Annotated in this window: 16 protein-coding genes; 5 read left to right on the forward strand and 11 right to left on the reverse strand. The window is 63.5% G+C overall.

Going from position 1 to position 18,691, the window contains the following annotated elements:
- Positions 1 to 107: 107 nt before the first annotated feature.
- The 9 genes from BM059_RS05110 to BM059_RS05150 all read right to left on the reverse strand — a co-directional run bounded on the left by BM059_RS05110 (position 108) and on the right by BM059_RS05150 (position 9,585).
- Positions 108 to 1,748 (reverse strand): BatD family protein, encoded by a 1,641-nt coding sequence (locus BM059_RS05110; RefSeq protein WP_074937142.1) that lies wholly within the window; start codon positions 1,746 to 1,748, stop codon positions 108 to 110.
- A complete protein-coding gene (locus tag BM059_RS05115) occupies positions 1,745 to 3,505 on the reverse strand; it encodes a VWA domain-containing protein (RefSeq protein WP_074937145.1) in 1,761 nt (586 codons plus the stop codon). The genes BM059_RS05110 and BM059_RS05115 overlap by 4 nt, the downstream gene beginning before the upstream one ends.
- Positions 3,502 to 4,506: a vWA domain-containing protein gene (locus BM059_RS05120; protein ID WP_074937148.1), complete on the reverse strand. Its 1,005-nt coding sequence runs from the start codon at positions 4,504 to 4,506 to the stop codon at positions 3,502 to 3,504. Before BM059_RS05120 ends, BM059_RS05115 begins: the two co-directional genes overlap by 4 nt.
- On the reverse strand, positions 4,499 to 4,993 hold the full coding sequence (locus BM059_RS05125) for a DUF4381 domain-containing protein (RefSeq protein WP_037004322.1): 495 nt from the start codon (positions 4,991 to 4,993) through the stop codon (positions 4,499 to 4,501). The genes BM059_RS05120 and BM059_RS05125 overlap by 8 nt, the downstream gene beginning before the upstream one ends.
- Entirely contained in the window at positions 4,990 to 5,937 is a 948-nt protein-coding gene (locus tag BM059_RS05130) for a DUF58 domain-containing protein (protein ID WP_037004323.1), read from the reverse strand. Before BM059_RS05130 ends, BM059_RS05125 begins: the two co-directional genes overlap by 4 nt.
- 101 nt (positions 5,938 to 6,038) lie before the next feature.
- Positions 6,039 to 6,998, reverse strand: a complete 960-nt coding sequence (locus BM059_RS05135) for an AAA family ATPase (RefSeq protein ID WP_003460622.1) — start codon at positions 6,996 to 6,998, stop codon at positions 6,039 to 6,041.
- A gap of 198 nt (positions 6,999 to 7,196) precedes the next feature.
- Positions 7,197 to 8,126, reverse strand: coding sequence for a 5-oxoprolinase subunit C family protein (locus BM059_RS05140; RefSeq protein ID WP_074937151.1), 930 nt, complete (start codon positions 8,124 to 8,126; stop codon positions 7,197 to 7,199).
- Positions 8,123 to 8,836, reverse strand: a complete 714-nt coding sequence (locus BM059_RS05145; protein ID WP_074937154.1) for a 5-oxoprolinase subunit B family protein — start codon at positions 8,834 to 8,836, stop codon at positions 8,123 to 8,125. The genes BM059_RS05140 and BM059_RS05145 overlap by 4 nt, the downstream gene beginning before the upstream one ends.
- Positions 8,833 to 9,585: a 5-oxoprolinase subunit PxpA gene (locus tag BM059_RS05150; protein ID WP_074937157.1), complete on the reverse strand. Its 753-nt coding sequence runs from the start codon at positions 9,583 to 9,585 to the stop codon at positions 8,833 to 8,835. Before BM059_RS05150 ends, BM059_RS05145 begins: the two co-directional genes overlap by 4 nt.
- A 426-nt stretch (positions 9,586 to 10,011) precedes the next feature.
- On the opposite strand from BM059_RS05150, the gene BM059_RS05155 reads away from it, so the two are divergent.
- Positions 10,012 to 10,917 carry a TRAP transporter substrate-binding protein gene (locus BM059_RS05155; RefSeq protein ID WP_083413232.1) on the forward strand — a complete coding sequence of 302 codons (906 nt, stop codon included), beginning with the start codon at positions 10,012 to 10,014 and terminating at the stop codon, positions 10,915 to 10,917.
- A 50-nt stretch (positions 10,918 to 10,967) separates the two neighbouring features.
- Here BM059_RS05155 and BM059_RS05160 read toward each other — a convergent pair whose 3' ends face one another.
- Both BM059_RS05160 and BM059_RS05165 read right to left on the reverse strand, forming a co-directional pair.
- Positions 10,968 to 12,851 (reverse strand): methyl-accepting chemotaxis protein, encoded by a 1,884-nt coding sequence (locus tag BM059_RS05160; protein ID WP_074937163.1) that lies wholly within the window; start codon positions 12,849 to 12,851, stop codon positions 10,968 to 10,970.
- A gap of 140 nt (positions 12,852 to 12,991) precedes the next feature.
- Positions 12,992 to 14,215, reverse strand: coding sequence for an OprD family porin (locus BM059_RS05165; protein ID WP_074937166.1), 1,224 nt, complete (start codon positions 14,213 to 14,215; stop codon positions 12,992 to 12,994).
- Between the two features lie 271 nt (positions 14,216 to 14,486).
- On the opposite strand from BM059_RS05165, the gene BM059_RS05170 reads away from it, so the two are divergent.
- From BM059_RS05170 to BM059_RS05185, 4 genes are all read left to right on the forward strand, one after another.
- Positions 14,487 to 15,431 (forward strand): LysR family transcriptional regulator, encoded by a 945-nt coding sequence (locus BM059_RS05170; RefSeq protein WP_074937168.1) that lies wholly within the window; start codon positions 14,487 to 14,489, stop codon positions 15,429 to 15,431.
- Positions 15,432 to 15,637: 206 nt separating this feature from the next.
- Entirely contained in the window at positions 15,638 to 16,615 is a 978-nt protein-coding gene (locus tag BM059_RS05175; RefSeq protein WP_074937171.1) for a TRAP transporter substrate-binding protein, read from the forward strand.
- 66 nt (positions 16,616 to 16,681) lie between these two features.
- The gene (locus tag BM059_RS05180; protein WP_037000532.1) at positions 16,682 to 17,188 is read left to right on the forward strand and encodes a TRAP transporter small permease; all 507 of its coding nucleotides are present in this window, start codon (positions 16,682 to 16,684) and stop codon (positions 17,186 to 17,188) included.
- A gap of 58 nt (positions 17,189 to 17,246) precedes the next feature.
- Entirely contained in the window at positions 17,247 to 18,551 is a 1,305-nt protein-coding gene (locus BM059_RS05185; RefSeq protein ID WP_037000531.1) for a TRAP transporter large permease, read from the forward strand.
- The last annotated feature ends 140 nt before the right edge of the window (positions 18,552 to 18,691 follow it).

Below are 18,691 nucleotides of genomic sequence, written 5' to 3' on the forward strand. Positions count from 1 at the left end.
CCTGCAAGCGCCATCGCGCGCATCGCACTGCGGATAGACTCCTGCGTAGGGCGGGTGCAACCCGCCAGAACCCATTGGTGGGTTGCGCCCGCCCTACGGGGTATCGCCTAGCGTGGATACAGCGGCGGCAGGGCGCTGCCTTCCTGCGGCGCCGCGCTGGGTTCCTGGCTGGCGGGCAGGCTGCGAATGGCTTTCCACAGCTCTTCACCTTGCCAGAACTGGCCGCTCTCGCTGTACAGCGCGCCGTTGAGGCCATCGAGGGCGTCCGACAGTGGCACGTAGCGCGCCGCCATGTCGGCCAGGGTTTCCGGCTGTTGGCGGGCCCAGGCATCCAGTGCATGGCGGGTCGCCTGGGCGTCGCCAGCCTGGCAGGCACGCTTGAGGTCATCGAGCAGCGTGCGCGGGCTTGGGCCGGCCTGTGCCGCACGCTGGATCGCTGGTTGTCGACGCGCATGCCACCATAGGCCGAAACCGAGCAGGGTGGTGAGGCTCAGCAGCGCGCAGGCCAGTTGCCAGGGCCATAGCTCCGGCCCTTCGATCACTTGGGGCGTCACCATCGGCGTATTGGGCTGTTCATCGCTCTGCAGTTGTGGGTTTTCGGCGACCTGCAAGGTGCGGGCTTGCAGGTTGGTGCGTTCCAGCGTGTCGGTCTGGGTATTCCACCACAGCACTTCCAGGGGCGGTAGGTCGAAGCTGCCGCTGCGATTGGGTACCAGTGCCTCGCGCTCTTCGCGGGTACCGACGATGCCATTTTCGCTTTTCTGGTCGTTCATCTGCGGCTGATCCGGGTAGCGGCGCAGCCCATCGACCTGGGTCGCCGGCAAGGGCGGCAGTTGCGCGCTGGAGAGACCGTCAACCTTGAGAATCAGGCGGCGGGTCAGGGAGTCGCCGACCTGGCTCTGCTCCGGTTGCGGGTTCCAGGTTTCCGCCAGGCCTAGCGCGCGCGCTGGCAGCCAGGGCGCATCAGCTGGGTAGTCCGCCGGTTTGGGTTTGACCTGTAGGGGAATATCGGGGGATTTGACCCGAGAAACCTTGCCGGTGCGTGGGCCGAATGGCAGGAAATCATTGCTGCGCGAGCTGTCGACCAGTGTTGCGCTGAAAGTTTGCCCAGGGATCACCAACTCGCCGCTGCGTTGCGGATAGATGGCGTACTGCAATTCGATCACACCGTGCAACACGCCGCCGATGCTCTTTTCGTAGGTGCGCGGTTCGCCCAGTTGCTCGACGCGTGCGTCAGGCAGCCGCAGTGGTGTCAGGTTGCTGTCGTCGTACATGGAAACCGAGTGGTAGATGCGCAGGGTCAGTACGGCCTGGGCCTGTACGTAGACGCTTGGCTGATCGAGGCTGGCATCGATGAATACCGGTGCCAGCTGTTCGCCGTTGCCTGCGTTGAGGGCTTCTTCGACGTTGAGCGTGATCGGCAGGGTTTCGGCATCTTCCAGATGGATCGCCGGGATCGTCACCTCGCCACTGCGGCGCGGTTGCAGGGTCAGGATCCAACGGGTGCTGGCGCGTGGCGTGTCGCCGATGCTGCTCAGGCGATTGACCTGGCGACTGCCGAGCACCTCGAAGTCTTTCTCCAGCGGGCTCAGGTCGGGGCGGCCGAAGCGGGTCGGGTCAGTCGACTCCAGCGTCAGCACCACGGTTTCGCCTTCGCTCAGGCGAGTGCGGTCGACGCTGGCGAAAAAGGCTTCGGCAGAGGCCTGCCCCGCGAGCAGTAGAAGAAGCAGGAAGACCAGACGCTTCATCGGTTCGAGTCCTGACGCTGTTGCTGTTCATACCAGAATTTGCGCCGCAGCAGTTCCGCCGGATCATCCGGGATCTGCCGCAGCCATTGTTCCAGCGCTTGCCGACGTTCTGCCGCGGTGCCGAGGTCGGCTTCCGTGCGAGGTTTTTCAACGGGCTCGGCGTCGTCCAGGGTTTCACTGCCGTTGCTGGGCTGCACGTCATCTTCGCCGGCGCCGTTGGCGCTGCCCTGTGTTTCGCTGCGCTCACTGTTCTCGCCCGTGCTGCCAGGCTTGGCGGGTTGCGCGGTGTTGCTCTCGGCAGGCTGACCGGTCGAAGACTCATTGGCCTCCGGCTGCTCGTTGGCGGGCTCCTGCTGCTCGTCCGAATCGCCACTGCCTGACTGCTGCTGATTCTCACGCTGGCGCAGCGCTTCTTCTACCAGGGCTTTGTTGTGCTGCGCTGCCGCGAGCTCCGGCTGGCGTTCCAGGGCTTGTTCGTAGGCGTCGAGCGCCGCCTCCAGTTCGCCGGCCTTGGCCAGGGCATTGCCGCGATTGTAGTGATCGGCTGCGCTGTCGCCCTTGGCGAAACGTTCTGCGGCGGCGGAATAATCCTCGGCCTCATAGAGGGCCTTGCCTTGCCATTGCGAATTGACGAAGCGCTGCGCGGCCTCGTCTGGACGTTGCGCTTCCAGCAGGCGTTGGCCCTGCTGATCGGGGCGCAGCCAGAGGTCGTCGAGTTCGAAGGCCTGGCTGCTTTGTGGCGGCAGCATCAGCAGCAGCGGCAGGCAGAACAGCCAGCCGCGGCGCCCGGCGCAGGCGGCCAGCAACAGCAGGGGCAGTAACAGCCAGTAGCCCTGGTCGATATGGCTATCGAGCAAGGTTGGCTCACCCGCTGCGCGCAGTGCCTGCGGGCCGTCGAGCAGGCCCAGGCGACGCAGGTCTTCATCGTCCAGGCGGATCGGCGCATAGCGGCCGTCATGGGCCTCGGCGGTTTCCCGCAGGCTGCGTGCATCCAGGCGGGGGATCAGAATGGCGCCGCGCTGGTCCTTGAGGAAGCTGCCGTCTTCCTGCGCCACCGGGGCGCCTTCGCGGCTGCCCACACCGAGAACCAGCAACGGTACCGAGCGCTTCTCCAGCGCCTGTTGGATGCCGCTGCGTTCCTCGTCATTGAGGGCGCTGGTAATCAGCAGCAGGCGACCCTGGCCCAGTTGTGCCTGGTCGAGCAGTTGCAGTGCGCGCGCGACGGCCAGGTCGGCGCGACGGCCCGGCTCCGGCATCAGCGAGGGTTTCAGCGCCTCCAGCAGGTTACGGCTGGTGGCCAGGTCATCGGATAGCGGCACCAGGCTGTGGGCACTGCCGGCGTAGACGATGATCGCTGTCTGCGCGTCGCGACGTGCGTCGAGCAGATCGAGCAGCTTGCGCCGGGCCTGCTCCAGTCGATTGGGGCGGCCGTCGGTGGCGAGCATCTGCGGCGTCAGTTCGAGCAGGATCAGCAGCGGATCGGCAGGCTTCTGAACGCTCTGCTCCACGCGCTGCCAACTGGGGCCGAGCAGTGCCAGCACGGCTAGCAGCCAGGCCAGGCCGAGGACCAACCAGGGCAGCTTGCTGGAGCGGCCGCTGCCGCCCTTGAGCAGCGCCTGATGGAACGCTGCCGGCAGCAGCAGTTGCCAGCGCCCACTCTGGCGTTCGCGATGCCACAGGCGCCAGAGCAACCAGGCCAGCACGGGCACGGCCAGCAACCACAATGGGCGCAGCCATTCCGGCCAGAGCATGCTCATACGCGCCTCCTGAGTCGCTGCAGCAGGTCAGGCCAGAGCACCTGGCTGACCAGTGCAAGCGAGCCCAGCAGCGCCAGCGCCAGTGGCCAGGCATAGAGAGCCTGCGCCGGGCGGGCGAGGGTGGGTTGCTGGGCGACGGGCTCAAGGCGATCAAGGGTCAGTTCGATCTGTTGCAGCTCAGCCTGATCGCGGGCACGGAAATACTCGCCGCCCGTGGCGTCGCTGATGGCGCGCAGGCTGGTTTCGTCCAGGTCCAGCGCGCTGAAACCGAAGTTGCCAAAGGCACCGCTTTGCTGCGGGTCGGCGCCGATACCGATGGTGTAGATGCGCACTCCTTCGTCGGCGGCCAATTGCGCAGCCACCATCGGATCGATTTCACCGCCGTTGTTGGCGCCATCGGTGATCAGCACCAGCACGCGACTTTGCGCCGGACGCTGGCGCAGGCGCTTCACGGCCAGGCCGATGGCGTCGCCGATGGCGGTGTTCTTGCCGGCGATGCCGATCAGTGCCTCGTCCAGCCAGGTGCGCACGGTGTGGCGGTCGAAGGTCAGCGGTGCCTGCAGATAGGCCTGGCTACCGAACAGGATCAGGCCGACGCGATCGCCACGGCGGCCTTCGATGAAGTCACCGAGTAGGCGTTTGACCAGTTCGAGGCGGCTGATCGGCTCGTCGTCCCACTGCATGTCGGCGTAATCCATGGAGCCGGAGACATCCACGGCGAGCAGCAGGTCGCGACCGCTGGCCGGCAACGGCAGTGGCTCGCCGACCCACTGCGGCCGGGCAGCGGCACACAGCAGCAGGCACCAGAGCAGCACCAGGGGCACTTGCTGGCGCCAGCTGGGTAGCGCAACACGAGCGCGACGACCGCTCAACGCCTGCAGCTCGTCGAGAAAGCCGACGCGCAGCGCCGCATCACCGCTATCGGCGGGTGGCAGCAGCAGGCGCAGCAGCCAGGGCAGCGGCGCGAGCAGAAAGACCCAGGGCCAGGCGAACTCAAACATGCTTGCGAATCCAGGTGGCGATGGCCTGATCGAGCTCGACGATGGCTTTGTCGCTCAGCGTGCACTGCGGCCTGTAGCTGCCATCGACCAGGATCATCCAGCGGGTCAGGCCTGCTGCCGGGCAGCGATTGTCGAGAAACGCCAGCCAGGCACGGCTGCTCAGGGTGTGGCTGGCGCTTTCGGGATAGCGTTCGCGGCACAGGCGTTTGAGCAGGGCGTTGAGTTGCTGTAACCACGGGCCGGCCGGGGCGCCGTCGTAGGGTTTGCTCAGGCGCGACAGTTCGTCGAGCGCTGCCTGGCGCAGTGGGTCGAGCGCCTGCTCCGCGGTCACCTTGGGCGTACGACGTCGCCATTTGCGCAGCAAACGCCACAGTCCCCAAGCCAGCAATGGCAGCAACACCGCCAGCAACCACCAGCCCGGGGCCGGCGGCCACCAGGGTACGGGCGGCGGGTCGATCAGCGGCTGCAACTGGTCGATGGGGTTCATAGAGATTTTCTCGAATGCAGTGTGCTGAGCTGTTCCTGCAATTGCTCGACCAGCTCGAACTGCGTGCTCAGCGGCAGCAGGGGTACCCCGAGTTTCTGCGCCAGGCGCTGCCAGCGCGCCTCTCGGGCCTGAGCCTGGTTGCGATACGCCTGGCGCAGGTCGCCATTGTGGCTGTCGAGTTCGAGCTGCGCACCGTTCTGGGTGAAGCGCAGCAAGCCGGCGGCCGGCAGGGCGTGATCGAGCGGATCAGACAGCGGCAGCAGCAACAGGTCCGTGTGGCGCGCGAGCAGCGTCAGTTGTTGTTCGGCGTTGTCGCTGAGGGCGCGCTCATCGCACAGCACGATCACCAGGCTGCCTGGGCGCAGCACCTCGCGGGCGCGACGCAGGGCCAGGCCAAAATTGTCGCGGCCCGTGTTGGCCTGACTCTCCGGGCCGAGCGCCTGATTGGCGCGGGCCAGCAGGTTGAGCAGTTGCAGCAGGCTCTGCTTGCTGCGCCGTGGCTTGACCTCGTGATGTTCGTTGTCGGCGAATACCAGGCCGCCGATGCGGTCGTTATGGCCCAGCGCGGCCCAGCCGATCAGCGCGGCGGCGCGTGCGGCCAACACCGACTTGAAGCACAGACCAGAGCCGAAGAACAGCCGTTGGCTCTGTTCGCTGATGATGAAGATGGGGCGCTCGCGCTCTTCGTGGAACAGCTTGGTATGCGGCTCCTGGGTGCGTGCGGTGACGCGCCAGTCGATGGTGCGCACGTCGTCGCCTGGCTGGTAGACACGCACCTGGTCGAAGTCCACGCCGCGACCGCGTAGTTTGGAGTGATGCAGGCCGATCAGCGGGCTGCGCCTGGCCGGTGTAGAGAACAGCGGCACTTCATGCACCTTGTGGCGCATATCGATGAGTTCGCCGAGGGTGATATGGATGCCGGGGTGGCTGGCTGGGGTTTGCATGGGCTTCAGCCCGTAGCCCGGATGCAATCCGGGTGTGGGACACGATCATTCCCGGATTGCATCCGGGCTACGGCCAGCATGCCGGCAGCGTGCGGCTGCATTCAGGCCACCGCCACCACGTCGAGGATGCGCTGGATCACGCGGTCCTGATCGACGCCCGAGGCTTCCGCCTCGAAGGACAGGATGATGCGATGGCGCAATACGTCGAACAGTACTGCCTGGATATCCTCAGGGCTGACGAAGTCGCGCCCGGCCAGCCAGGCATGGGCGCGGGCGCAGCGGTCGAGGGCGATGGAGCCGCGTGGGCTGGCGCCGTAAGCGATCCAGTCGGCCAGCTCGGCATCGAACTTGGCCGGCGTGCGACTGGCCATCACCAGCTGTACCAGGTACTCCTCCACCGCATCGGCCATGTACAGACCGAGGATTTCCTTGCGCGCTGCGAACACCGCCTGCTGGCTGACCCGATGTTCAGGCTTGGCTTCACCGTTAAGCGCGTCACCACGGGCCTGGGCGAGAATCTTGCGCTCCACCGCTGCGTCGGGAAAACCGATCTTCACGTGCATCAGGAAGCGGTCGAGCTGGGCTTCGGGCAGCGGGTAGGTGCCTTCCTGTTCGATGGGGTTCTGCGTGGCCATGACCAGGAACAGCGGCGACAGGTCGTAGGTCGAGCGACCGACCGAGACCTGGCGCTCGGCCATGGCTTCGAGCAGCGCCGACTGTACCTTGGCCGGCGCGCGGTTGATCTCGTCGGCCAGCACCAGGTTGTGGAAGATCGGCCCCTGCTGGAACACGAAGCTGCCGGTTTCCGGGCGGTAGATCTCGGTGCCGGTGATGTCCGCAGGCAGCAGGTCCGGAGTGAACTGAATGCGATGGAACTCGCCCTCGATACCCTCGGCCAGCTCCTTGATCGCCTTGGTCTTGGCCAGACCCGGTGCGCCTTCGACCAGCAGGTGGCCGTCGGCGAGCAGGGCGATCAGCAAACGCTCGATGAGCTTTTCCTGGCCGAGAATCTGAGTGGAGAGAAATTGGCGTAATGCGACCAGCGCTTCACGGTGTTCCATCGTCGGGCTCTTCTGGCAGATGGGCGGGGCTTTTTACTGCCGCGCGTGCAGACCGCCGACTTTAATGCATTTGCAGCTTCAGCCGCTATCGGTGGCGCGTGCGATGAACCGTCTGGCAACAGAAATGAGTGGGGTATCGCCAGCGCCGCAATGACCCGCCCTTGACGCTGACGGGGCATCCAGCTGTCCGACGCGGCGCTATTGCCACTGGGCCAGGAGGCGGCGCTGGGCGAGCAGGGCGCTGTCCTGTGTGGTGGGCGTCAAGTGTACGGTCTGCCCTGGCAGGCATTGCGCTAGCAGAGCCACTGCCTCTGGCGTCAGCGCGCCGAGGCGCGGATAACCACCAATGGTCTGACGGTCGTTGAGCAGAATGATTGGCTGGCCGTCCGGCGGCACCTGTACGGCGCCCAGCGGGATGCCCTCGGAGATCATCGAGCCACGCTGGCATTGCAGCTGCGGGCCATTGAGACGAATGCCCATGCGGTCGGCACGCTGGTCGATCAGCCATTCGCTGTTGAAGGCGTCGAACAGGCTCTGGCCGCGGAAGTCGCCAATTTGCGACCCCAGCACCAGTTGCAGGTGAGGTGCAGCCTGGTATTGAGGAATGAACTCAGCAGGTATCTGCCGCATGGCATTGGCGTTGCCGGCCCAGGTCAGCGAGTCGCCGATGGCGATGGCGCTGCCATCGCCCTGCAGGCCACCAAGCCCTTCGCGCAGCATGCTGGCGCAACTGCCGAGTACGGAGGGTGCCTGGAAACCACCAGGCGCAGCGAGGTAGGCACGTGCGCCCTGGCGCGGTTGGGCACAGGTCAGGCGCTGGCCTTTGCGCACGGCGAAGCTGCGCCAGGGGGCCAGCGGCTGGTCATCCAGCCGTGCACCGAGATCGGCACCGGTCAGTGCCAGGGTGGCGTCGCGGTAGCATTCGAACTCAGCGTTGCCCAGGGTGATCTCCACCACGGCAGCTGTGAGCGGGTTGCCCAGTAGCCAATTGGCCCAGCGATGGGCGATCCAGTCCAGGGCGCCGCACTGGGTCACGCCAAGATGACGTACACCAAAGCGACCACCATCCTGCAGTTGAATGAAAGGACTGCTGCGCAATACGCGCAGACCGGCGTCGATAGCGCTCATTGGCTGGCCTCCAGCGGACTGTCGTCGCCGCCCAGGCGGATGAACTCAGCGTGGTCGATGGGCACGAAGCGCACGCGATCACCGGGTTGCAGCAGGCTATAGCCTTCGATGTCGCTGCCGAACAGACGGCTTGGCGTGCGCCCGATCAGGTTCCAGCCACCGGGCGAAACCACCGGGTAGGCGGCTGTCTGCCGTTCGGCGATGCCGACGCTGCCGGCGGCAATGCGTTTGCGCGGCGTGCTCAGGCGTGGTGCGGCGAGGATTTCCTCGACCAGGCCCATGAAGGCGAAGCCGGGGGCAAAACCCAGGGCGAATACCTGATAGGCATGGCCGCTATGGCGGGCGATCACTTCGGCCTCGCTGAGACCGCTACGGTGCGCCAGCAGTTGCAGCTCCGGGCCGACGCTGCGGTCGTACCAGGTGGGCAACTGGTGTTCGCGGCCGCCCTGCAGATCGGCCGGCTGCAAGCCATCGAACGCTTCTGCGACCTTCTCCCGTGCCTGGTTGCTGTCGAGTTGGCACAGGTCGTAGTGCAACAACAGGGTGGTGTAGGAGGGCACCAGGTCGATCAGTGCGCCGCCGAACACGTCCTGAAGACGTGTGCGCGCTGCCAGCATCCACGGCATGTTGGCCTCATCGATAACGTCGAACAGGCGCAGGATCAGGCTGTCGATGCCCGCGACTTCCAGCCGTAGGTTAGGCGTTTTCATGCCTGAACCAGCCTGTCGAAGGCTTGGCGGATGCGTTGCACGGCGGCGACCGAACTGGCGTTGTCGCCATGCACGCACAGCGTCTGCGCGTTCAGTTGCAGCGCGCTGCCGTCGCTGGCAACCAGGGTTTCGCCACGCGCCAGGGTCACGGCTTGGTTGACGATGATTTCGCTGTCATGGTGCACGGCACCCGGCAGACTGCGACTGACTAGAAAACCTTCGGTGTCGTAGGCACGGTCGGCGAAGGCTTCGAACCATAGGGTAATACCGAGTTCGTCGCCCAGTGCCTGCGCTGCGCTGTTGTCGCGGGTGCACATCAGCATCAGCGGCAGCTGACCGTCGTACTTGGCCACAGCACTCATCACCGCGCGCAGGGTGGCAGGCTTGCGCATCATGTCCTGATACAGCGCGCCGTGCGGTTTGACGTAGCTGACACAGGTGCCCTGGCTACGGCAGATGCCTTCCAGCGCACCGATCTGGTAGAGCATCAGGTCTTCGACCTCCTGCGGTGTGCAGTCCATCGAGCGGCGGCCGAAACCGACCAGGTCCTGATAGGCAGTGTGCGCACCGATGCGCACGTCATGGACCACCGCGAGGGCTACGGTCTTGCGCATCACGCTGGGGTCCGAGGCGTGGAAGCCGCAGGCGATGTTGGCGCAGTCGATATAGGGCATGACCTCGGCGTCCAGGCCCATGGTCCAGGCGCCGAAGCTTTCACCGATGTCGCAGTTCAAAAGCAGGCTGTTCAAGTGAGCATCCTAATCATGAGGTGCATGGATAGGGTCCGACAGCTTTGAGCTGTTCTGGGAGTGGCTTCATTTTTCCGATGCCGCCTGGGGGCGTCCAACTAATAAAAACATCCGCCGGAGATAGGAAAAGCTGATGGTGTCGGGCATCGGACTTTCCGATCGCCAGGCGCCGGTTTTTCCCGTTGGACAGCCTTATCGCGGCCCTCGACAGTAGTTTGGGTGAGACGCTCTTTGGCGCCGTCCTGGCGCAACCCCCGGCGTCTCCCGTACCCGGGGGTTTTTGCGTTTCTTTCGAGTCGACTCAGTAACTGGCCATCAGTCTACGGGGGAATCCCAATGAAGACCGCACCTGGCATGCCCGCGCTCTGCGCATTGCTCGTCGCTCTACCTCTGGCTTTACCCCTGTACGGCGCTGAACGTTGGTCCATGTCCGTGGAACAGCCCGCCGGCAACTTCATCAGCCGAGTGGCGGTGGACTTCGCCAGGAATGTTCGTCAGGCCACCAATGGCCAGCTGGATATCCGCGTTCACCCGAACTCCACCCTGTATCGCCGTCCCGAGGTCAAGCCGGCGGTAACACGCGGCGATATTCAGATCGGGGATGTGTTCATGTCCGCGCTGGGTAACGAAGATCCCATTTACGAGCTGGACAGCCTGCCGTTTCTCGCGACTGACTACGAGCAGGCCCGCAGGTTATGGGCGGTGAGCCGTTCAGCCGTGGAGCGGCGTCTGTTGGTCGATGGCGTGCGCCTGGTTTACGCGGTGCCCTGGCCGGCGCAGAGCCTGTTCAGCAATCGCCCGTTGCAGACCACGGAGGATGTTCGCGATCTGCGTTTTCGCAGTTACAACCCGACCATTTCGCGTTTGGCCCATTTGCTCCACGCGCAGCCGACGACCATCAATACCGAGGACGTACCGCAGGCTTTTCGCGAGGGCAAGGTGGACATCATGCTTACCTCCAGCGCGACAGGCATGGACCTGAGAGCCTGGAATTTCGTCTCGCATTTCTATGACGTACGCGCCTTCATCCCGAAGAACATCGTCATCGTCAACGAACGTGCCTTCCAGCGTCTTCCCGAGGTGCAGCGCAGCGCCTTGCTGCATGCTGGGGAACGTGCCGAGCGGGCAGGATGGGAATTGTCCTGGGCATTGACCGGTTATCAGACGCGAATGCTCGCCAGGCGGGGCATGACCGTGGTGCAGGAGATCGACCCGCAACTACGCCGGGAGCTGACCCAAGTTGGTCAGCAGATTTCCGAGGAATGGCTGGGGCGTGCCGGTGAAGAACGCGCACGAATCATCGAGGCGTACCTCGACGGGCAGCGACGTTAGCCTGTCTGGATGAAGGCCCGGTCGGCATTGCGACCGGGCGCTCACTGTACTCAGGCTAGACGGAACTGACTGGCGCTGCGCCCCAGTGCATCGACCTGGGACGACAATCCCTCGGTATGGCCGCCCAGCGTATGGCGCAGGTCCTTGCTCTGCCCGGTGTGCACGTTGATGGTTTCCATCTTGTCGGCGATGTCCTCGGTGGTGGTGGACACTTCCTCGATGGCCACTACGACCTGATTCATTTCGCCGGTCAGCCGCTCCATCGCCGAGGTGATGGAGGTGATCGCATCCGCCACCTGGGCGGCATGTCGCTCGCTATCGGCGGCCAGGTTCAGGCCGTTGCTCATCAGCTGGTGCATGTGCCGGGTCTGCTGCTGGAATTCGCCGACGATGGCACTGATGTCTGTGGTTGCAGAGACCGTCTTCTGCGCCAGTGAGCGCACCTCATCGGCCACCACTGAAAAACCGCGGCCGGCGTCGCCGGCACGGGCAGCCTCGATTGCCGCGTTGAGGGCGAGCAAATTGGTCTGATCGGCGAGACTGTTGATCACGTCGACGATGCCGTTGACCCGCGCGCTGCTCTGGCCGAGGGCATCGACCTGGCTGTGGGTGTCCTGAATCAGTTGGGCCAGACGACTCATGCTGTCGACGCTGGCGGCGATCACCTCGCCGCCATTGCGCGCGGCATCGTAGGCGCTGGTGGTGGCGGTGCCGACTTCTGCGGTGCGTTGCGCCATGTCGTTGAGCGTGGCGCTGATCTGGTGCGAGGCCGAAGCGGCTTGCTCAGTCTGCATTTCCACCTGAGTGCTGTTATCGCCCAGTTGGCGCATGGCATCACCGAGATGATGGTGCAGACGGCTCAGCTCACCGTTGGCGCGCACCACCTCGGCAACGATGCCGCCAATGCCCTGGATCATGCGGTTGGCGGCATCGGCCAACTGGTTGAATTCGTCACGCGGGTTGCTGCCCACCGGCAGCTTGCCGGTGAGATCGCCGGAGGCGACCTGAGTGAGTAACTGAATGACGTTGCGCAGGCGGGTGACCAGGGTGCGTGACGCTTGCAGCAGGGTGAAGCAGAGCAGAGCGGCAACGGCGAGGAAGCTCAGCCCCATCATCCACAGTGCCGACAGGCGCGCCTGTTCGGCTTCCTGGGTGCGGCGCAGCAGCAGGCCGCTTTGCAGGGCTTGCGCTTGCTCTTCGATGCGCGTCTGCAACTGTTCGCCCAATTGGCGCAGACGCTGATTGGTCGCGTTGATACGCTCGATATTGCCATGGATATCGGCGAACGCCTGGGCATAACCCTGCACGTTCTTGCCGATCGGCGTGTCCTGCCATTCGAGCTCCGTGATCTGCTCCTGCAGTTTGCCGATGGCCGTCAGGGCAATCTGGGCGAAGGCTGGATCGAAGGTGGAAAGGTAGTCACGTTGGCTACTCAGGGCGCCGCTGATGAACGGTTTGATCAGATCGAAGCTGATCGCCTCCACGGCCTTGCCTCTCTCGGTCAGCGTTTTGCGCTGGCCATCGAAGGGGGTCAGGCCCAGGGTCTGATTGAGGCTGAGCCATTGGCGTTGCTGGGTCAGCTCTTCCAGCAGCACGGTCTGAATCTGCTGGGCGTATTGCAAGGTGGCGTCGTCTTCCAGTGCCTGCGCTTGCATCAACAGTTGTCCGATGAGTTCTTGCAGCTCATTGAGACCGCTGTCGAACTCGGCCTGCAGGTCGGGAGTGATCTGCTGGCGCAGCGCGTTCTGCTGCCACCAGTGGTTCATCAACTGGGTACTGGCGCTGGCATAGGCTGCCGCCTGTTCCCTTGCCTGCAATGCACTGCTGACACGATGGTTGGCCCATAACGAGGCGGCGGCCATGAGTGTCAGGCTGATCAGGGTGAGCGCGATAAGGGCGCGGAATTTTTGTTGCCAGGACAGTAAAAAGCTCACGATAACGCCTCGCCATCTTCTTCAGGATGATGCTCAGGAGTCGGCAAGTTGTCATACAACTTGAGTAAAAGTCTATGGCCTTCTTGCTTCCCGAGAAATGCAAACGGGGCCGTAAGGGCCCCGTCATCGGATTGAAGTGCTTACCAGAGCGCCAGGGTGTAGCTGAGAATCAGGCGGTTCTCGTCGAGATCGTTGGCGAAGTTGGAGCGAACGGTGGCGTTACGCCATTTCAGTCCCAGGTTCTTCAGCGGCCCGTTCTGCACCACGTAGGCGATATCGGTATTGCGTTCCCATTCCTTGCCTTCGCGGCTGCGGCCCGCCACTTCGACGTTGTCGCCGGAGATATAACGGGTCATGAAGGTCAGGCCGGGGATGCCGATGCTGGCGAAGTTGTAGTCGTAACGAACCTGCCAGGAGCGCTCCTCGGTGTTGGCGAAGTCGTTGATCTGCACGAAGTTGACCAGGAACGGATCACTGCTGGCAATGTACGGGAATGGATCATCACCGCTCATGCGCTGGTAGCCGGCGCCGAAGGCGTGGCCGCCCAAGCTGTAGGTGAACATGGCGCCGAAGGCCTTGTTGTCGAGGTCGCGAAAGTTGCCGTCCTCGCGGCTTTGCGAGTAGCGCAGGTCGGTCTTGAACGACTGTCCGTCGCCCAGCGGCAGCACATGCAGCAGGGTGCCGTAGTACTGCTGGTAAATATCCTCGAGGGTGCCGTAGTGCAGGCCGGCGGTCAGTTGCGGGGTGATTTTGTACTCGCCGCCACCGAATACGAACGAGTCGCTGCTGCCGCCGATGCGGTTGCCGGTCATCTCGGTGTAGTCGGTCGAGCTGTTGGCCTTGATGCGGTTGATCTTGCCGCCCTGCAGGGTCAGGTTGTCGATTTCCTGAACATTCAGCAGTGCACCCTGGAAGGTCTGCGGCAGCAGGCGTGAATCGTTGGCCGAGACGATCGGGCTGCGAAAGTGCAGGGCGCCGGCTTTCAGGGTGCTGTTGGAGACCTTCACTTTGGCGGTCAGGCCGAGCTTGGAGTACTCATCCTGCGAGCCGCCGGAGCCATCGGCCGGCAGTAGACCGCTACCGGCGGTGCGGTCACCAGAGTCGAGTTTCAGACCGAGCATCCCCAATGCATCGATACCGAAACCGACAGTGCCGTCGGTGTAACCCGACTCCATGCGCAGCAGAAAGCCCTGCGCCCATTCTTCCGCCTTGTCACGGGCGCCGCTCTGGCGGAAATCACGGTTGAAGTAGAAGTTGCGCATCTCGACGCTGGCTTTGCTGTCAGCGATGAAATCGGCATGCGCGAGGGTTGGCAGGCCGCCGCTGAGCAGCAGCGCGGAGGCCAATGGGTAATGGGGTTTCATGGTTGCAGTGTCTCCTGTTGGGAGCGCGCAGCGGCAAGAGCGGCTGCTTGGCAGAGCGCGTTTTGAATGATGTTGTTGTGGTCTGCGCAGAGCGCGGTGCCATTCTTCAAAGCGGCGTTCGGCTGCGTCCAACGAGAAAAAACAGGGGGCCAGCGATAGGAAAATTCATCGGCTGCGCGAAAAACCTCTGGCATACAACCTGCTACGCCTGAGGCAGCGTGGGCGCTGCCAATCAGCCCCTGAGAAGAACATTGCGAAGAGGCGTTACGGCATGAATCTGAGATTTCTCGAGACCTTCGTTTGGGTGGCACGGCTCAAGAGCTTCCGCCTGACAGCCGAGAAGCTGTTCAGCACCCAGGCGTCCATTTCCAGCCGCATCGCCGCGCTCGAAGATGAGTTGGGTACGCGTCTTTTTCTGCGTGATTCCAAGGGCGTATCGCTGACCCCGGAAGGGCAGAAGGTGCTCGAATATGCCGAACGCATGATCGACACCATGCAGGCCTTGAAGCAGTCGATCAGCGATACCGGCAACATTCAGGGGCGTATTCGCGTCGGCGCGATGGATACCGTCATTCACACCTGGTTGAGTCCGTTCGTAACACGGGTGATGGAGCGCTACCCCGCGGTGGAGATCGAGCTGACTGCCGACACCGCGCGCAACCTCAACGAGCAATTGCTCAAGGGCTATCTGGATATCGTGTTCCAGACCGATATGGTCAACGGTGACAGCGTACGTAACCTGGAACTGGCCGCCTTTCCCGTGCGCTGGATCGTCCCGACTGGCTCGCTTTACCACCGTAGCTACGCCTCGATGGAGGAGCTGGCGCGCGAGCGCATCATCACCTTCTCGAAGAATTCGCGGCCGCATCAGGACATTCTCAACCTGCTGCATGCCGGCAATGTCAGCGCACCACGTATCAACTGCGTTAATTCCATCGCTGCGATGACGCGTCTGGTACGCGACGGCTTCGGTATCGGTGCGCTGCCGCCAGCGCTTGTGCATGACGAGCTCAAGCAAGGCGTGCTGACGATTCTCGACGAGGTGCCCGAGCCACCAGCCTTGCCAGTGGTTGCCACCTGGCGCACGGGCGTTGGCCTGGAGCTCAGTGAAGACATCATCGCCCTGGCCTGCGAGGCGCTGGATGTTTATGCCGAGGAAATGGGCGAAGCCTGCATGGCGCGGGTTGCTCCAGCCCCTGAACAGCAAAGCGCCTGATCACTTTTCAACAGCTTGCGGGCCCGTCAACGGCTGCCCGCTGCTGGTGCATTTGCTGCGAAAACGCCCCTTTTCATCCCATAACGAATTCCGATCATGTGCCTCCGGTTTTTCTAGTTGGACAGGGTAGGGCGATGCGCTGAGACTCGAAATCGTCTTCCAGCCGCGCCCTGCGGCGCACAAACAACAATGAACAGGAGAGCACCATGAAAAGCATCGCATCGCGTTTCGCCATGACCGCTTTGGCTTGCGCACTGAGCGTCGGCGTCCAGGCCGCCGAACGCTGGAACATGAGCGCCGAGAACCCCGATGGCAACTTCATCACCACCGTGGCCAAGGAATTCGCCCAGGACGTGGAAAAAACCAGTAACGGCGAGCTGCAGATTCGTGTGCACGGCAACTCGATGCTGTTCAAGCGCCCTGAGGTCAAACGCGCCGTACAGACTGGCCAGGTGCAGGTGGGTGATGTGTTGATGTCGGTGCTGGGCAACGAAGATCCGATCTTCGAAATCGACAGCGTGCCGTTCCTGGTGCGCAACTACGAGCAGGCCCAGGCCCTGTGGGCAGCGAGCCGCCCGGCGGTAGAGGAGCGCCTGGCCAAGCAGGGCATCAAGCTGCTGTATGCCATGCCCTGGTCGCCGCAAAGCATCTTCACCAAAACGCCTATCGCCAGCATGGATGACTTCAAGGGCATGAAGTTTCGTGCCTATAACCCGGCCACCTCGCGCATGACCGAGCTGATGGGCGCAGTGCCGACGGTGATCCAGACTGGCGAAATTCCGCAGGCCTTCAGTACTGGCATGATCAACGGCATGCTCACCTCGCCGACCACCGGCGTGGACTCCCAGGCCTGGGATTTCTCTACCTACTACTATGACGTCAAGGCGTTCATTCCGAAGAACTTCGTCATCGTCAACGCCCGCGCCTTCGCCCGCCTGCCGGAAGCCGCTCAGAAGGCGGTGCTGGACGCTGCCAAGCGTGCCGAAGAACGTGGTTGGGCGATTGCCCAGGAGAAGACCGGTGAGCTGGTCAAGACCCTGGCCGACAACGGCATGCAGGTATCCGAGCAGGCCCCGGCGGCGGTGGAAAGTGGTTTCGAGCAGATCGGCAAGACCATGACCGAAGAGTGGCTCAAGCGCGCCGGTGCCGATGGCAAGGCGATCCTCGATAGCTACCAGCATTGATTCTGCCGCCCGCCGCGATCCTTGCGGCGGGCTTTTCTTGTGCCTTGCTCAGGGAGCCCGTAGTTCATGACCCCACTGCACAAGCTCTACACCCTGTCCGGATGGTTGTCCGGTGTGTTTCTCGTCCTGATTTGCCTGCTGGTGGTGGCGCAGATTGTCGCCCGCCAACTGGGCACCATGGTGCCCGCCGCCGATGAGTTCGCCGCCTACGCGATGGCTGCATCGGGCTTTCTCGCCTTGCCCTACGCCCTGCAACGTGGCGCGCACATTCGTGTGGAACTGCTACTGCGCCTGCTACCCGCTGGCGGTCGGCGCGTGGTCGATGTGCTGGCCACGCTGGTCGGCCTGGGCATCGCTGCCTACATGGCCTGGTATTGCACGTTGTTCGTTGTGGAGTCCTACGAGTTCAAGGAAGTGTCTTCCGGTCTGTTGCCGATTCCCATGTGGTTGCCGCAGCTGCCGATGTTGCTCGGCACGCTGATTCTGGTGGTGGCGATGGCCGAGCGCCTGGTGCTGACCTGCCAGGGCAAACGCTTCGAAGCTGCCGAAGCCGGCACGGCGATGAGCGAGTGAGCCCGCTGGCTCGACCTTTAACTGCGGCCAGCGCCGCACTGCATTCGTGAGTGAACCCGTGGACTACACAATCATTACAATCACCCTGCTGCTGGCGCTGTTCGTGCTGCTTGGCGGTGGCGTCTGGGTTGCCCTGTCGCTGCTTGGCGTCGGCATCATCGGCATGGAGCTGTTCGGTGGTGCGCCGGCCGGTTCGATCCTCGCGTCCACCAGTTGGGCTTCCAGTGCGAGCTGGACGTTGACGGCGCTGCCGCTGTTCATCTGGATGGGCGAGATTCTCTATCGCACGCGTCTGTCCGAAGACATGTTCAACGGCCTGGCGCCCTGGATGCGTGGCCTGCCGGGGCGGCTGTTGCACGTCAACGTGTTCGGCTGCGGCCTGTTTGCAGCGGTCAGCGGCTCTTCCGCTGCCACGGCTGCCACCATCGGCCGCATTTCCCTGCCGGAGCTGAAGTCGCGCGGTTACCCGGAATCCATCGCCATGGGCTCGCTGGCCGGTGCCGGCACGCTCGGCCTGCTGATTCCGCCGTCGATCATGATGATCGTCTACGGCGTGGCGGCGCAGGTGTCGATCTCGCGCCTGTTCATCGCCGGCATCCTGCCGGGTCTCTTGCTGCTGGCGATCTTCAGCGGTTACCTGATGCTCTGGTCTGCCTGCAATCGCAGCAAGCTGCCGGATGAGGGCGAGCGCCTGCCGTTCATGGAGAAGCTGCGTCGCGCCAAGTTGCTGATCCCGGTGCTGGGCTTGATCATCGCAGTGATCGGTTCGATCTACGGCGGCATTGCCACGGCGACCGAGGCTGCTGCAGTTGGCGTGGTGGGTGCGCTGCTGATCGCGTTGTGTTCCGGTGCGTTGACCCGCGAAACCTTTATGGCCAGCCTGATGGGCGCGGTGTCCACCTCGTGCATGATCTTCTTCATCCTGCTTGGTGCGGCGTACCTGACCTCGGCCATGAGTTTCACCGGCCTGCCGTCGGCGCTGGCTGACTGGATCATCGCCAAGCAGTTGTCGCCTTACCTGTTGCTGCTGGCGCTGACGCTGTTCTTCATTGCCCTGGGCTGCTTCCTCGACGGTATCTCGATCATCCTGCTCACCACCGCGGTGATTCTGCCGGCGGTACAGGCCGCCGGGATCGATCTGCTGTGGTTCGGCATCTTCGTCATCCTGGTGGTGGAAATGGCACAGATCACCCCGCCTGTGGGGTTCAACCTGTTCGTCATCCAGAACCTCACCGGGCGCAACCTCGGTGCTGTGGCGCGCGCTAGCTTTCCGTTCTTCCTCTTGCTGGTGCTGGCGGCGATCCTGATCACGCTGTTCCCACAGATCGTGCTTGGCCTGCCCGAGGCCATGCGCGGCGCCTGAGCTGCTGCCTCGGCCCGTTCATTCTCCGGTGGCGGGCCGTGGCTTTTTCTCCCTTTGCACCGTGTCGGTGCAGCCTTGAAAGAAAATGTCGCAGCGCCGCAAGCGGTTAGGGGGCGTCCCTCGTTAAGCTCAGTGGTTAT

This window comes from Ectopseudomonas composti, assembly GCF_900115475.1.
Lineage (GTDB): Bacteria > Pseudomonadota > Gammaproteobacteria > Pseudomonadales > Pseudomonadaceae > Aquipseudomonas > Aquipseudomonas composti.

Bases quoted from the DNA above. Each gene is read 5' to 3' on its own strand.
- BM059_RS05110 (WP_074937142.1), bottom strand. From the start codon at position 1,748: ATGAAGCGTCTGGTCTTCCTGCTTCTTCTACTGCTCGCGGGGCAGGCC.
- BM059_RS05115 (WP_074937145.1), bottom strand. From the start codon at position 3,505: ATGAGCATGCTCTGGCCGGAATGGCTGCGCCCATTGTGGTTGCTGGCC.
- BM059_RS05120 (WP_074937148.1), bottom strand. From the start codon at position 4,506: ATGTTTGAGTTCGCCTGGCCCTGGGTCTTTCTGCTCGCGCCGCTGCCC.
- BM059_RS05125 (WP_037004322.1), bottom strand. From the start codon at position 4,993: ATGAACCCCATCGACCAGTTGCAGCCGCTGATCGACCCGCCGCCCGTA.
- BM059_RS05130 (WP_037004323.1), bottom strand. From the start codon at position 5,937: ATGCAAACCCCAGCCAGCCACCCCGGCATCCATATCACCCTCGGCGAA.
- BM059_RS05135 (WP_003460622.1), bottom strand. From the start codon at position 6,998: ATGGAACACCGTGAAGCGCTGGTCGCATTACGCCAATTTCTCTCCACT.
- BM059_RS05140 (WP_074937151.1), bottom strand. From the start codon at position 8,126: ATGAGCGCTATCGACGCCGGTCTGCGCGTATTGCGCAGCAGTCCTTTC.
- BM059_RS05145 (WP_074937154.1), bottom strand. From the start codon at position 8,836: ATGAAAACGCCTAACCTACGGCTGGAAGTCGCGGGCATCGACAGCCTG.
- BM059_RS05155 (WP_083413232.1), top strand. From the start codon at position 10,012: ATGTCCGTGGAACAGCCCGCCGGCAACTTCATCAGCCGAGTGGCGGTG.
- BM059_RS05165 (WP_074937166.1), bottom strand. From the start codon at position 14,215: ATGAAACCCCATTACCCATTGGCCTCCGCGCTGCTGCTCAGCGGCGGC.
- BM059_RS05170 (WP_074937168.1), top strand. From the start codon at position 14,487: ATGAATCTGAGATTTCTCGAGACCTTCGTTTGGGTGGCACGGCTCAAG.
- BM059_RS05175 (WP_074937171.1), top strand. From the start codon at position 15,638: ATGAAAAGCATCGCATCGCGTTTCGCCATGACCGCTTTGGCTTGCGCA.
- BM059_RS05180 (WP_037000532.1), top strand. From the start codon at position 16,682: ATGACCCCACTGCACAAGCTCTACACCCTGTCCGGATGGTTGTCCGGT.